Source organism: Devosia nitrariae (genome assembly GCF_030160115.1).
Classification (GTDB): domain Bacteria; phylum Pseudomonadota; class Alphaproteobacteria; order Rhizobiales; family Devosiaceae; genus Devosia; species Devosia nitrariae.
This window is the reverse complement of the sequence record NZ_BSNS01000004.1, coordinates 108,674-123,043: the sequence shown is the minus strand read 5'-3', so window position 1 is coordinate 123,043 and position 14,370 is coordinate 108,674. Positions and strand designations below refer to the sequence as shown.

General features: G+C 62.3%; 12 protein-coding genes and 1 tRNA gene. 5 read left to right on the top strand and 8 right to left on the bottom strand.

The annotated features are described in order from the left end of the window. Window positions 1-33 precede the first annotated feature (33 nt). Both QQK18_RS04095 and QQK18_RS04090 read left to right on the top strand, forming a co-directional pair. Window positions 34-408, top strand: a complete 375-nt coding sequence (locus tag QQK18_RS04095; protein ID WP_284339012.1) for a hypothetical protein — start codon at window positions 34-36, stop codon at window positions 406-408. 83 nt (window positions 409-491) lie between these two features. Continuing rightward, window positions 492-929, top strand: a complete 438-nt coding sequence (locus QQK18_RS04090) for a hypothetical protein (RefSeq protein WP_284339011.1) — start codon at window positions 492-494, stop codon at window positions 927-929. A gap of 54 nt (window positions 930-983) precedes the next feature. Here the strand turns inward: QQK18_RS04090 and QQK18_RS04085 are convergent, their stop codons facing one another. The 7 genes from QQK18_RS04085 to QQK18_RS04055 form a co-directional block, all read right to left on the bottom strand. Then, the gene (locus QQK18_RS04085) at window positions 984-1,757 is read right to left on the bottom strand and encodes a hypothetical protein (RefSeq protein ID WP_284339010.1); all 774 of its coding nucleotides are present in this window, start codon (window positions 1,755-1,757) and stop codon (window positions 984-986) included. An 84-nt stretch (window positions 1,758-1,841) separates the two neighbouring features. Continuing rightward, window positions 1,842-1,917, bottom strand: a tRNA-Ile gene (locus QQK18_RS04080). Window positions 1,918-2,004: 87 nt separating this feature from the next. Next, on the bottom strand, window positions 2,005-2,616 hold the full coding sequence (locus QQK18_RS04075) for a LysE family translocator (protein ID WP_284339009.1): 612 nt from the start codon (window positions 2,614-2,616) through the stop codon (window positions 2,005-2,007). Window positions 2,617-2,911: 295 nt separating this feature from the next. Continuing rightward, a complete protein-coding gene (locus QQK18_RS04070; RefSeq protein ID WP_284339008.1) occupies window positions 2,912-4,744 on the bottom strand; it encodes a hypothetical protein in 1,833 nt (610 codons plus the stop codon). Next, a complete protein-coding gene (locus QQK18_RS04065) occupies window positions 4,741-7,173 on the bottom strand; it encodes a phosphotransferase (protein ID WP_284339007.1) in 2,433 nt (810 codons plus the stop codon). Before QQK18_RS04065 ends, QQK18_RS04070 begins: the two co-directional genes overlap by 4 nt. Continuing rightward, window positions 7,170-8,006, bottom strand: a complete 837-nt coding sequence (locus QQK18_RS04060) for a glycoside hydrolase family 16 protein (protein ID WP_284339006.1) — start codon at window positions 8,004-8,006, stop codon at window positions 7,170-7,172. The genes QQK18_RS04065 and QQK18_RS04060 overlap by 4 nt, the downstream gene beginning before the upstream one ends. Beyond that, window positions 7,999-9,057: a GNAT family N-acetyltransferase gene (locus QQK18_RS04055; RefSeq protein ID WP_284339005.1), complete on the bottom strand. Its 1,059-nt coding sequence runs from the start codon at window positions 9,055-9,057 to the stop codon at window positions 7,999-8,001. Before QQK18_RS04055 ends, QQK18_RS04060 begins: the two co-directional genes overlap by 8 nt. Window positions 9,058-9,316: 259 nt before the next feature. Between QQK18_RS04055 and QQK18_RS04050 the strand changes: the two genes are divergently transcribed. After that, on the top strand, window positions 9,317-10,363 hold the full coding sequence (locus QQK18_RS04050) for a BamA/TamA family outer membrane protein (protein WP_284339004.1): 1,047 nt from the start codon (window positions 9,317-9,319) through the stop codon (window positions 10,361-10,363). A 67-nt stretch (window positions 10,364-10,430) separates the two neighbouring features. On the opposite strand, the gene QQK18_RS04045 is transcribed toward QQK18_RS04050, so the two are convergent. Beyond that, window positions 10,431-10,766: a hypothetical protein gene (locus QQK18_RS04045; RefSeq protein WP_284339003.1), complete on the bottom strand. Its 336-nt coding sequence runs from the start codon at window positions 10,764-10,766 to the stop codon at window positions 10,431-10,433. Between the two features lie 499 nt (window positions 10,767-11,265). Between QQK18_RS04045 and QQK18_RS04040 the strand changes: the two genes are divergently transcribed. Then, on the top strand, window positions 11,266-12,090 hold the full coding sequence (locus QQK18_RS04040) for a glycosyltransferase family 2 protein (protein WP_284339002.1): 825 nt from the start codon (window positions 11,266-11,268) through the stop codon (window positions 12,088-12,090). Window positions 12,091-12,094: 4 nt separating this feature from the next. After that, window positions 12,095-14,314, top strand: a complete 2,220-nt coding sequence (locus QQK18_RS04035) for a glycosyltransferase (RefSeq protein ID WP_284339001.1) — start codon at window positions 12,095-12,097, stop codon at window positions 14,312-14,314. Window positions 14,315-14,370: the final 56 nt, after the last annotated feature.

Sequence of the window (14,370 nt, the reverse complement as noted above, 5' to 3'; positions counted from 1 at the left end):
CAGCAACACCGTAGATAGGCCGGCAGGAACATGATGACGGAATACGAAATTTGGGAGATGTGGGGTCACCACTGTGACGCCGACGACATGCATTTCGAGGAGGTCGAGCACGCGTTCTACGGCTTGCTTGACGGCACGATCGTCGTGATCGGGACGACGAAAGAGGCTACTCTGGCGTGCATGACCGAGAACTTTGAATCGGAGGAGGGAGAGGTCGAAATCCGTCGCGGAACGAAGATGTTGAGGCGCGCACTGCTCCGCAAACGGTGCGGGTTCAGCGACTACGTCGTCAACGCGGCCGGACTGCTCGACGCTCCTCCTCGTATCGTGGAGCAGTTTCACGTAAGGGACCAGATCCTTGAAGCCGAGATTGAGCTGCAGGCGAAAAAGGGGCGCTTGGACGGATAGGTCCTTGCACCTTGCCAAATTTGAAGTGACGATTTCGTAGGGCTGGAAGGATTTCCGGCCCTACCTGCTATTGGAGCTCCTTGATGACGGACGACAAGATCGAAAAGGCCGAGCGCCGTCGCCGTCAGCTCGCTGAGATCCTGGAGCACCTGTACGCGAACAACAGGAGCGAATTTGCGCGCGACTTGAAGGTCTCGAGCTCTCTGATCGCGATGATGCTACGCGGCGAACGGGAAGTGAGCGACAAGTTCGCGCTACACCTGATTCAGCACATCCAGGACCTGCTCGAGACCAAAGCGCATCAGCTGTATCACGCCCGCGACGTCGCGTTGGAGCTCGGACGAGAGCTGGTTCCGGGCTTCGATTTGCCACTCATCGTCTCGAACGAAGACCACAAGGCGCAGATGGATGAAATTATGCAGGAGCTGCGGGAACGGGAAGAGAGTGGTGAGGAGCCTGATCCGGGAATCCTCGAAGAAATCCACGCAATCATCCGGAACGACCGGAAGCCGCGGCGCTGACGCGTTCCCGATCTATGTCGCCGATCGCAGGGCCTCGCCTGAGTTGTCGACCTCTCACTGCTCCAAGGAGTCGAGCTCTTCGAGCATCCGGCGCCCTAGATCCTCTGCTAGACCGAAATCCGTCAGCATCTGCGGATGGAAGTCGATCGTGCGGGCTCTCTCTTCGAACGAATGCATTATCCGGGGGTGGAACACCTGCAGGGCGCGCTGATCCGCCTGGTGTTTCTCCATCTCGTCCAACGATCTGCGCGACAGGGCTTCGAACACCTTGGTCTCAAGCTCGGCGTACTCGGCCACTTTGGATTCGAGCACGGCAAAAGGTGGGATGTAGAGTGGAATGCGGTGGGCCAGGCCGTGCCGATACCCCTCGATGATGCTGAACCACTCTTTCAGCTCTGCCAATCGGGCCTGAAAATCGTCCGACAGCGTAGGTACCAGGAACGTGTTCTTAGGGGAAAGAGAGACCCAGGAAGCAGGTATTTCTTTACCGTTATCCCGCTTCAGACCCCTCTCGAAGCACCATGTCCAAGCTAGATTGTCCATCGCACCGAAGGCGTTGATCATAAAGGCTTGCACTTGGATCGTGACGTCGTCCAACAGTTCCTTCTTCGGCACGCCATCGAGGTCGGGCGGCAGCAACTCGAAGACGTGACGGGTGGTCAAAGCCAGGATGCTAAGCCGTCGGCAAAAGCCGTGGAGGGCAAACTCTTTACCTCGAGCTGTGCGGTACTCGCGCATAATGAACGCTTCCCGCATCGCTTGGTAACGTTCGTCGACCGTGCCGAATGCCTCTCTCATCTGGGCAATGGCCTGCTCCCCATAAGCCATTCATTCTGTCCCCGTTTCTGTCCCCCTAAGAAAAAGTCCCCGCAGCGGTGTTTTCCTAAACCATTGCAGAGACTGGGGATTTCTTGGTGGGCCCACCAGGACTCGAACCTGGAACCAGACCGTTATGAGCGGTCGGCTCTAACCATTGAGCTATGGGCCCGCCGCCGCCTCAATAGCAGGATGCGGCCGACGCGCAAAGGGGCAGGGCGCGCGTTTCACCAGGTCAACTTTTCCCGCGTCCTTATGCCTAGTGCTGCCACGCGACGAGGCCGGCGGCGGTCGCCATCATGACGCCGGCGGTCTTGTTGAGGCGCCCGAGCGCGCGGGGGCTCTTGAGCATGTCGCGGGCGGTGGAGGCAAGCCAGGCATAGCCGCAGCCGATGGCGAGGAGGACGACCACCACGATCGCGGTCAGTTCGGCGAAGGCCACCGGGTTCATCCGGTCGAGCGGAATGACCGTCGGCAGGATGGCGAGGTAGAAGATGATGGTCTTGGGGTTGCCCAGGGTCAGCGAGAGACCGGCAAGGAAGGTCTTCCAGCCGCTGTCGCTCTTGGGCTTCAGGCGTTCCGAGCCCGGCCGGGCCGTCCAGAACTGCCAGGCGATATAGAGGAGGTAAGCGGCGCCCACCCAGCGGATCACGGTGAAGACGGGGCCGAAATGGGTGGCGATGGCAGCCAGGCCAAAGACCACGAAGACGAAGTAGACGAGGTCTCCGGCGAGGATTCCCAGCACCATGGGGAATGCACCCTTGAACCCGCCGCCCAGCGCCCGCGCCACAACCGCCGCGACACCCGGCCCCGGCACCAGTACGGCAATGGCATAGGCGATGGTGAAGGTGACGAGGGTGAAGGGGTCCATACTCGGCGATCCTGCGAAGGTGAAGGAGCGAACTAGTGGGTCCTTCATGTTCCCTGTCAAGACTGCAGGCGATCGGGGAGGGCTACTTGGCAGGTGTTGCAAGTAGTCGGATCGGCTGAAGGTGCTCAGGGTCGGGGTAGTTCAGCTTGATGTCGTCAGCGATCGGATCCACCTAGTGCGGCGTCGTACAGTCGCCTCGGCCACATCAACGGTGACGGGACTCCCCGGACCACAATGCGTCAGGTCAAGCCCGGGCTGTGTGCACCTGTTGTTCATCATGAACGCCCGGACCCGGCTAATTCTCGCCGCTCCCGGTCATTGCCGTTGTGGTGCGGAGTACGAATATCCGCGCGTCCGAAGTCGCGTGGATCAGGCGGAACGACGGCGAGGCCGTCAGCGCTTGTTCGATCTTGTCCAATGCGCCTGTCGGCATGATCCCCAGATCGTCGACACCGGCCTTCTGGCTGCGCGTGATCATCACATAGCCGTGCTCATAACCGGAGAGCCACCGCCCCAGGACTTCCTCGGGCTGCTCTAGAATCTTCTCGCGCACGTCGGGCGCTTCCTCGCTCAGGGGCACGTAGACAAAGTTCTCGTAGTTGCGGAACTGTGATGGATAGTTCCGCGACCCTTCGATGAGCAACGAGCCCGCCTCCGCGTGTTCGTACAGCCATGCCGCGGCGGCAACTTCGGCCTTGCTGAACCAGTACTGACGGTCCTTCCCATTGTTGGCCAGGACGAAGCCCAGCATCAGCGCAAGGATCACCGGGCACAACAGCACCAGGGTGTTCGGCGGTCGACTGCTGGTCTGAGATGGAAAGAACAGCGCCGCAGCAAAATATGCGAGGAAGGGCAGGGCGTAGAAGTACAACCGGAACAGGACCTCGCCCCCATAGGACGTGGCAAGGAGCAGTGGCGCGGGAGCAAGTGCCAGGACGACGGCGGGTCCGTCACGAAAGCCCTCGAGCAGGCGCCGGACAAATCCTGCAAATGCCATCACCACGATGGTCCCGGTGAGTGTACGGGAGGCGATCGAGACCCAGCGCTGGCCAGGGCTCACGGTGTCGAGGCTCACCATTTTGCCCAGCGCCTCGGCACCGACGCTGCCGAACTCGGCGACCACCTCGCCAATGGCGAGCGAGACATAGGGGTCGGCGAAGTAGAACAACCAAAGCAGCTCGGCAACCACTGCAAACAGGAAGTACCCGATGGTGAGCCTGCCGATTGCCCACAGGCCTGCAAGAGCGCAGATGAGAAGCAGCGGCGTCAGCTGGTGGGTGACCACCACGGCGAGTATGAGTGCCAACGCGGTTGCCGAGGCCACAATCCGCCCCCACCTGTGTGTGCCGTCGACGGAGGGGAGGCCGCGGCTGACGATGCTGCGATATCGCGCCAGGGCCGGCGAGGGACTAATCCATGAAGAGCGAGTCCCGGGTGTCGGGGCCAGCGGACCTAGACAGAGAGCGAGCACCCCCAGGTACATCAAATATGCGCTGCCCTGTGGCGAGAAGTAATCCTGGCCGATCCAGTTGCCCAGGAGGAACAGGCAGGTCGCCGTCCACACCAGTCGCGCATGGGTGGTAAATCTGCGCAGGATCTGCGGCACCACGATCAAGTACGCCAGGTTGAGGACGAGGGGAAAGAAGCGGGCGAGCCCAGCAAGTGCCAACGGCGTCAGTGCGAACAGATCGCTCAACCAAGCGGCGGCGAGGAAGAAGCCGGGCCAGTTGTGGTAGACGGCAAGGAACGCGGCTTCGGGATCGGGACTGCCGTGCCTCTGGATAAAGTCGACGATTCCTATGTGTTTCCAGGCCCAGGAATACCGCAGCGTTTCGTAGGCGATGGCAGGCGTGCCATGCAGGACTACCGTCAGGCCCACCAGTTGCAGGTAGGGAAGCGAGGTTCCGACGCTCGCTGTGCGCAGGCTGAGGCAGAAGCCGATGGTGAGTAGCGCGCCTGCTGCCCAGATGCGCCAGGTCAGGACCGACGCCAACCCCAGGTCGTTCATCGCGGCGGGCTCTATGTCGCGCAGTCCCGCAGCCCACAGGGTCAGTCCCGCGATAAGGAGCGTCATCGGCGCTGCAACCGGCAAACTGGTGCGCTGTGCGGCGGTGGTGGTGTCGCTCAATGCCGCCGGTTCCTCGAAAACGAACGCAGAACCCAGTTCACGTTCGTCGCTGTCCAAAGGGGGTTAGCGGAGTATTGTTCTGCCTTCCGGATATTGGCCAGCAGGTGGTGGAGCCAGACCAGCCCCACCATTGCCCTAGTGGCCGCGGACTGGCTAAGCCATTCGGCGTCGTCGCCGTCAAGATCATTGGGCAGGGGAAGGTCCTCCCGGCGCGCCTGCTCCATTGCGGTCCGAACGACCTGCCCCAGTTCCTCTCCCGCCACCAGCATCCTGGTGGTGAGCGCAAGGTGGCAGACGTCGAAACCGGCCGGGCCATCAGGGCGGGCCTCGGTCCAGTCGAGCAAGCCCGCCAGCCGAATCCCCGGGACACCCGACTGCCCCGGCTCCTCGACAAAAAGGATATTGCCCGGGCTGAAATCTCCGTGGGTGATGCCGAGGTATACCTGCCGGGAGAGCCAGTATGCTCGCTGCTCGCGGACAAACGACTGCCACGCGTCCAGGTGCCAGGCCTGCCTGCTCTGCCGTTGCACGTACTGCACCGGGCGCTCGATCCACTCGGCGATCCACGCCTCATCGACAACCGACGACTTGCCGGTTCGACGATGTACGGAGTTTATGGCACGCGCCGCTGCGTCCAGTGCGCCTGGGCGCTGGCCCGCTCTCGCCAGCACGAGACGGCCGTCGTCTCCGGGCAAAGCTTCCTCGATCAGCGCCACCGCTCCCGAGAGCTTTCGGTGAGCGAGGATGCGCGGAATGACGGATCGACTTTCCTCCAGCCTCGGATCTTCCCGCAGGCGCTCTTGCCACACCCGACCGCGTTCCAATGATGTGATCCCCTGCGAACTGGTTGCGCATTTCACCACGGCCCGTGGGACTGGGCCGCCCCCCGGGGCAGGCTTGAGGAAGAACACCATACTGTCGCTCAGCGAATGCAGTGCTGCACCCGATCGCAGCGCCTGATCGGTGTGTCCGATGTCCTGAAGCGCCCCTTCGATCGCCGAGGCAAGCGCGGGCTGGTCCTGGCGCAGCGTGGCTGGTTGCAGGAGCGTGTTCCTCAGGCGCGCGACGGACGAAGCCAGTCGCAGCAACCCATCGGTCAGCCGGTCCGGGCCTCCTCGCAACACGGCGATGGCAGCAATTCCGAAGAGGACAGCTGTGTGCGCCGCGAGCCAGGCGACGCCGATTCCGAGCACGCCCAGCTTCGGCAGCAACAGTACGCCGATGCTGAGTACCAGCACGAGCGTTGCAATCTGTGTGCCGGCAATCGCCCGCAACCAGCCGCGCACCCGGGCGACGGCCAGGAAGATGGTCACCAGGCCCCAGGGGATGCTGGAAACCGCCAACACACTGAGCAGCGTTGCACCTTCGCGCGCATAGCTTGGACCGAACAGCGACATCAGCAATGGTGCGGCAGTCGCGACGACGAGCGCTGCGGCCGCCAAGGGCAGCATGGTGTGGACGACTGCGTCGGCCACCAACGAGGGCATGCGGGCCGGGGTCGTGGCGCTTTCGGCGAGCAGGGAAATCCCCATCGACCGGCCGATCAGGTAGAGTGAATAGGTGAAGGTCCATGCCAGGTGGTAGTTGGCGCTCGCTTCTGCCCCGGCCTGGCTCAAAACCAGCACCGGGGCGATCCCCATGGCTGCCGTAAGCGCAAGGCCGCCGATATAGTCCCAGCCGAAATAGCGTGCCGCGGTGCGCGGATCAAAGCGGGTTTCGGGTGCAGCCTGGAAGCGGGGCTTGCGCAGCAGCCGGCCGAAGATCAGCAGGTTGATCGCGGCGGCGACGAATATGAGCGGCGCCGTCCAGGCTGCAAAAAGCGCTATGTTTCCAGTCGCCGCACCGGCCAGCAGGACCAGCAGGACGATCTTGGCAAGCGCATACACCGTGTTCTCGATCGGCACCCAAATGGCTTGGCGCAGCGAGGCGAGGGCGCTGTCCTGCAGCGCGAATATCGTCCAAACCGAAACCGCGGCGACAAAGCCCGCGGCGAGTAGGGGATCGGCGGGCAGGAAAGCCATGCGCGGTACCAGCTGATCGACCACAAGAAGGAATCCGGTGGAGAGGAGTAAGGCCGTCGCTGTTGCCACCCCGTAGGCGGCAAGGATCAGGCCTCGGGCCTGCGTGCCGGCTGCGGGGACGAAGCGATTGAGCATGTTGGGGAAATTGAGCTGTGCAAAGCTGCCGAGGGTGACCATGCTGGAGATCATCACGGCCCCAAGACCCACTTGCTCGGCAGGATAGAGGCGGGCGGCGAGCACCCAGAAGACCACTCCGAATGCGGAGGTCGCTACAGTGCTGGCGATCAGAGCGTAGCCGTTGAACGTCAGCGGCGATGCGGTGCCGTCATTGGTGGTTGCCCAGAACCTGCGTATCGGCCAACGCCACCTTGCCCAGCCCGTCCCGGCGTCGGCGGCGCGCCCGATCATGATTGTTCCCGCTGCCAAATCCTCACATAGTCGATGAGGTAAAGTGCAGGAAACGGAGTGGTCGCGTCGGGTGCTCCGGGCCAATCGCCGCCGACGGCAAGGTTCATGAGCAGGTACATCGGCTGGTGGGAGATGGTGCGGGTATCGGTGTAACGCCACACGGGCTGGCCATCCAAATACCAGACGATACTCTCAGGGCTCCACTCCATTCCATAGACGTGCCAGTCGCGGGAGAGGTCGGGCGTTTCGACCTCGTGGCCGGCACTACGACGCTCCCCCGCCTCGTTCTGGTAGTGGTAGTGGAGTTCGAGGACCCCCGGCTGGTGCCCCAGAACCTCCATCACGTCTATCTCCGGTTTCGACGTGTGGTCGGACGGGAGCAACCATATGGCTGACCACAGCCCCTGGCCGGCCGGCACCCTGGCGCGGACCTCGACGTACCCGTAGGTAAAACTGAAGCGATCGGCCCGTTGGTCCCCTCTGTCGTAACGGCCGCTGGTGACCATACCTGAGGTGTAGCCGAACCTAAGGCCGTCGTGACCGATCACATCCGCAGGCTTGGCAGTCAGCTGCAATTGCCCGCCTGCTATCGCGACATTTTCCGGTACGTACCACTGCAGTTCGCTGTTCCCGAGATTGGTGCAGCCACTCTCGCCCCACCAATAGCAGGTGACCCATTTCGTCCGATCCAGCGCCTCCGAGTCGAACTCGTCGGTAAAAACTCGGGTCCACCGGCCCCCCTGCCTCAGGGGCCCATCGCTGCTGGCGTACACATCGGAAAGAGCGGTGCCGCCGAGTACAATGGCAATGGCGAGCAAGGGCCTTTCAAGCATCCCGAAACCCGATCATTCGCTTCACAGTCGTCCGCGCGCGATCCTTCAGCCAGTACAGCGGGAGTCTTTCGAACGCATACTCGGCATAAGGCGTCGCCACCGCCCCGAACTGTTCCTTGAATCGGGCCAGCGTCCCCCCTGCCGTAGTTTCTCCCATGTGGTAAGTGGCGCACCCGGCGTTGCAAGCGGCCTCGATCGCCAGCCTATGCAGCAAATAGTTCGCCGAAGTGGGCGCGGCCAGCCTCTCATCCATGGCGCCCCTCGTGTAGTGGGCGTTCCGTTCCTGAAGCACCAGGATGGCCGCCGCCGGTTCGCCGTTATGGTATGCAACCCGGAACTGGCATGCCGGTCCCAGCGCCTTGGCAATGGTGTTGAACTTGTCGATCGGGTCGCGTCCCCTCGCTCGCCACCGCGCCAGGGCGAGCGGCTCGTGCTGTCGCCGAGCCCAACGATCGACCGAACGCATCAGCAGGCCGTGGAACGCCTCGACCAGAGATGGTTCGCAACCGCTCTTCACGTCCAGCCCGGCGCGTTCCGCCTTTCGGATTTGACCCCTTGTGCTCGACCGGAATCCCGCCCAGATCTTATCAAAGCCGGGCCGAAGGTCGAGGACGTGAGCAAGGCGCGGCACCGCAATCCAGCGCCCCCCTGCTGCAGCCTTCCACAGGCCCGCCTCTAGTGGATTGGGGCGGACATGGACCCTGAATGTCGTGTTGTCAATGACGTCGTCGAGGATGGCCGAGAGGTGGGCAACGCCCAACGGGTCCGATGCAATGAGCCCGCCAAAGCCCCACGCACTAGGCGGCGACAAGCGGGATCGAAGTTTCCTTGGCCCCCCCGCGCCTTCGAACAGCGGCAGAATGGCGCGGCGGCCATCTGCGAACGCATAGAGACGGCTTACGTCGTAATAGCCGCCCGACGCGGTAATTGCGCGCGCCCAACGCGGCGACTGGGTAGGCAAGGCGTGTGAATCTAACCGATAGACCAGGTCCCAGACCTCTGCCGGCACCGAAGTGGAGACATCGACAGGCACAGCAGCTGGCGCATTCATCAAGGCCGTTCCCCAAGGAAGGCTATTGTCCATGCGCAGAACTGACAGGGACAACCCTCATTTGTAGTATGGTATTCTCGGTCCCGTATTTTTGTAAGTCATGACAGCACCCGCCAAAGAGATAGTCCAATCACAACGGGTCGAGCCGGCCGACCCCGCAATGGACGGCGGCTCGTGTTCGCTTCACTCAAGTGTTCGTACCCGGTCGAATTGCTTGAAGTTCCTAAGGAGCGTCGGCAGACGAGAATGCGGGGTGGCGTTGGCCGTTGCGGCGCGATCGCTGATCTTGTGTCTCCTGATCGTTCTCGCAGTGCCCGCCAGTGCCGAAGACCTCCTCGTCACCGTTGAGCCCACCGGGCATGAGGAGCTCGATCGGGCACTCCTCGGGGGCCTCAACCTCCCGGCTTTGTATGCTGCCGGGGAAATGGGTGAACCTGGGTCGGATCAATGGAATGCTGCCGTCGAGATCGAGCGGGAGCGCCTGAGCGAATTGGTTCGCACGTTCGGACATTTGGCGGGACGGGTAGAGCTGACGGACGAGGCAGGTGCCGCGCAAGGAACGCCGGCGCGTGCGAGTGTCGTAGGGCTGGTACCCGTGCCTGGCCCTGTTTTCCGGATTGGCGCCATACAGTTTGCAGGACTCAACGGCCCCGGTCTCGATCGGCTGGCGGCGGAAATAAATCAACAGGCCGGGCAAAGCGTCGGCGCCGTAGCCGGAGAGCTGCAAGTCTCCTCGATAACCGGGCGAATTCTGCGCACGGTCCGCAGCGGATCCTACCCGCACGCGCGGCTTGCCGACTGGACCCTCACCCCGGATCCGGAATCGAGGACCGCCTCCCTGCGCCTGACCATCGACACCGGACCAATGCTGCGACTGGGCCCCATCATCATCAGGGGCACGGACCCGACAAGATTGGAGAGCCTGAAGGCGTTAGCGCCGTTTTCCTCCGGCGATCCCTATGATCCGGCAATCATCGAGGCATACAGGAGTGCTCTGGGCGAGGCGCCGGACTTACGCAGGGCGAGGGTGGAAATCGATGATCGGCTCGATGCGGGATTGGCCCGAGTCATCGTGAGCGTGGTGGAACAACCGGATCCCGCTCGCCTCGCCTATTTGAAAGTGCCAGGAACGGCTGCACTGGGACTCGTGTTGGCGGCGCTGGCCTCGCGCCAGATTATCATTGCTGCTGCGCCGCGTCACCAAGCGTCAGTGCTCCAGGGCTTCGACATCACTGTGCTGGTGCTGCTGATCTACGCGATGGCGCTGGTTCTCAAGCGCCTAATCGCACTTGCGTTCTCGGTGTGAGCCCTATGGCGTTGAATTGGCGCGAATTCAAGCCACAACAATGGTCATGACCTTCGCTGCAAACGCCTTATCGCTTCGAGGGCGTCTTTTGCGCCGGCTCGGTTTCATCACCCGGCGCGCCGGTTTCCAGTCTGGCAATAATGAACTCATCGGAATCGACATCGCGTGTCGACTTCTGCTGCTTGATCAGTGAGTCGATGCTGGCCTTTATCTCGATCAGCCGGTCGCGAGCCGCGGCAGTCCGCGCCATCAACGTCATACGTTTCTCTCCGACCAGCTCCGGGGCCAGGGACGCCTGCCGCAGCGCGTCGTAGTCTGCGCTAGCTGCCTCCCATTCAGCCATGAGCCGCTGCCATTCGGCGACGGCGCTCCAGTCCAAGGTTTTTCTCAACGCATCCCCCATGTCGAGACACATCTCGACGAGGCCGCAGCGGGGTCAAACGCACGCTCGTTACATCGAAGCGCTCTAAGCGCTGCCGCCTGCTAGCAGGCGGCGTTCCCGTCGGCACCGACATCATACGAGTAAGGTGATTTGCCCATTGTCGCAAGCAGCGGCAGTAGGAGGTTGAGGCAGTCGGTGGGCGCGTCTGCCGGCATGGAAGGCGGCCGCGGAACGACTGGAACGCTTCACGTTCTGCCGGAATCAGAGCGTGAGTTCTAAGTTATTGAATTGGCGCGGTTTCCAACCGCAAAGTGACGACCGCTTTGCTGAAAACGTTTTAGTGATTGCAATTAAGTCGAAAAAAGGTGTCTTTACTCCCTACTAAAACGTGGTTATCGTTTTGTTAATTAGAGTACGCGCCTCGGTTGGCCCCAACGCGCGCCATAGAAACTATCAAGTATTCAACAAGATGCGGCGGCTGCTAACGGACAGAGATCAACTCTGCCGGGGGAGTTTCGCGATGAGCATTTCACGACTGAATCCCGAGGCAGGCCGAATAGACCGGTCGGCCCGATCCGCCTACGTCGACTTAGCCGCACCCGGGCAGGTTCCCAGCGTTAGCGTGGTCATCCCCGCTATGAATGAGGAACGAAACCTATCTTACGTGCTGGGGCGCATCCCAAAATGGGTTGGCGAAATAGTCCTCGTCGACGGCAATTCCACAGACGCCACCGTCAGTGTCGCGCGGCAGTGCATTCCCGACATCGTCATTGTGTCACAGGACCGCCCCGGAAAGGGTGCCGCGCTACGCTGCGGCTTCGCGGCCTCGACCGGGGAGATCATTGTCGCCCTCGACGCAGATGGCTCGACTGATCCCGCCGAAATCCCTGCCTTCGTAGGAGCTCTGCTGTCCGGCGCTGATTTCGTCAAAGGCTCTCGTTTCCTGCAGGGTGGAGGAACCGATGACATGGAGTGGTATCGGTTCCTTGGGAACTGGGGCTTCGTCCAACTGGTCAAGTGGCGTTTCGGCGGAAAATTCACCGACCTCTGTTATGGCTACAATGCATTCTGGCGCGACGTCCTGCCGCGCATGCGCTTGGACCGGGATGACGGTTTCGAGATCGAGACCAGCATGAATATCCAAGCACTGCGGGCAAAACTCACCATCAAGGAGGTGCCCAGCAAGGAGTATCGCCGCATCCATGGCACGAGCAACTTGCGCACCATCCCTGACGGGTGGAGGGTTCTCTCGACCATCATCAGGATGGGAGTGAGCAAGCAACCCACCACCCTGGGACCACCGCTTCCGAGCAGCGCCACCACCAAGATAGGCGAAGGGCGGTGACCTCATGTCGGGACGAAGCGCGGTCTCCGTCGTCATCTGCGCGCATTCGGCGCAGCGCCGGGAGCAGCTAAAGGCGGCATTGAACTCCCTTGGTGGTCAAAGTATCCAGCCCCGCGAGATCATCGCGGTCATAGATCACAATGTCGAATTGCTGGCGATGGTCGCCGAGCAGTTCCCGACCGTCCGCGCTGCTGCCAGCACGCGGCGTCCCGGTCTGTCAGGCGCTCGCAACGTCGGCATTGAGCAGGCGCGCGGGGAGATCGTCGCATTCATGGATGATGATGCGCTAGCGCCAACCGACTGGTTGGAACGCATGATCGGTCATTATGACGATCCGCGGGTATTGGCGGTCGGGGGAGCGGTCGCCGCCGCCTGGCCGGACGGGCGTCCGTCGTGGTTTCCAGCCGAGTTCGACTGGGTCGTGGGGTGTAGCTACAAAGGGCAGCCCGAAGAGGTGGCGACGGTCAGGAACCTGCTCGGCTGTAACATGTCGTTCAGGCGCGCCGTATTCGAGCGTGCAGGGGGCTTCTCGGAACAGTTGGGCCGTGGCGGTAACGACGCGGCGGGCTGCGAGGAGAGTGAGTTATGCATTCGGGCCACGCGGCATTTTCCCGGAGCGCGCATCGTCTACGACCCAGGGTTGGTCGTTTCCCATCAGATTTCCCCCGAGCGCGTCACCAGGGCCTATTTCCGCACGCGCTGCAAGGCCGAAGGGCGTTCGAAGGCCTTGATGGTCGGTTCCACCGGAACAAGCAGTGGCCTCTCGAGCGAACGCAGTTATGTCCTGCGCACGCTGCCGGCCGGCTTTGCGCGTGGGATTGGCAATGCGTTTCGTGGAGCCGACTGGTCGGGTATTGCCCGCGCCTCTGCTATCGCCGTGGGTCTTGCATACGTATCGGCATCATATCTGGGGGGACGGCTTGCCGGAAACGGACGCCGCGCGCCGAGGCATGTAGTCTCCACGTTCGCTCCGCTTCGCGTAGCAGATGTGGACCTGGCCCGACCGCGGGATCGTGTGGATCCGGTCGACGGCAAGACTGGCCGGCAGTTCGGTGGGGCGTTCTGCCTTGTCCGCGACGGCGGACGACCGATCGGCGTGGTCGAGGTTCCGCTGTTCGGCCGAAAGGTTGAGGCGCGTCAATTGAGGAAGGCGCTCGCAGCAACGCCTGCGTCAGCGCTACCCCGCCGCATCGAGGATGATGAAGCTCAGTTTGCGCGCGTTGTCGTTGCCACCCGCGATCGTCCGGAAGCACTGGCGAGGTGCCTTGATTCCTTGTTGCAACAGGACTACGGACCATTCGAAGTGGTCGTGGTGGACAATGCGCCATCATCATCCGAAACCGCAGATATGATCGCCGGTCGCTACGGCGCCACCGGTCGCATCCGCTATCGGCGCGAAGATACGCCCGGGCTCGGACACGCCCACAACGCAGGGATTGCCGATGCAATAGCGCCGTTCATTGCGTTTACCGACGATGACGTCATCGTTGATCCGCAATGGTTGCGGGTGATGGCCTCGAATTTTACTGCATCGCCCGAGGTGGGATGCGTCACCGGGCTCATCCTCCCGGTCGAGCTGGAAACCAGAGCTCAGTACTGGACCGAGCGGCAGGGGGGCTTCGGTAAGGGGTTCGATCGACGAGTCTTCGACCTCGCGGAAAACCGACCGTCCGATCCACTCTTCCCTTTTGCCGCCGGTTCGTTCGGATCGGGCGCCAACATGGCATTCCGCACCAGCGTGCTGCAGGCGCAGGGCGGCTTTGATTCCGCGCTTGGGGCCGGTACGCTCGCGCGCGGCGGCGATGATCTGGCTGCCTTCGTCAGTGTGATCCGCGCCGGCCATCAGCTTGTCTACGATCCGGGAGCGCTGGTCTGGCACCATCACCGGCGGAGCGAGGAAGGTATCGAACGTCAGGCATACGGCTACGGAGTTGGCCTTGGCGCATATCTTTCGAAAACCCTGGTCGACGACCCGGCGGCGCTACTCCAATTCCTCAGGGCCGCCCCCTGGGCCATCGCTCATTTGTTAAACCCCGGGTCTTCCAAGAATGCCCGGCTGCCGGAAGACTATCCGGCAGCTCTGCAATGGCGCGAGCGTCTGGGGATCGCGGCTGGCTTCCCTGCATACATCAGAAGTCGGTCGGCGCTCCGTCGCCGCTTGCGGGAGACGCGGGAAGGATCCGAATATATGGAAGCCGACGGGGGGGCGCTCGGCAAGCCATGATGGCACGTCCGGTTCCAATCCTTCTCTACCACAGCGTCGATACCGCGTGTGCTGCC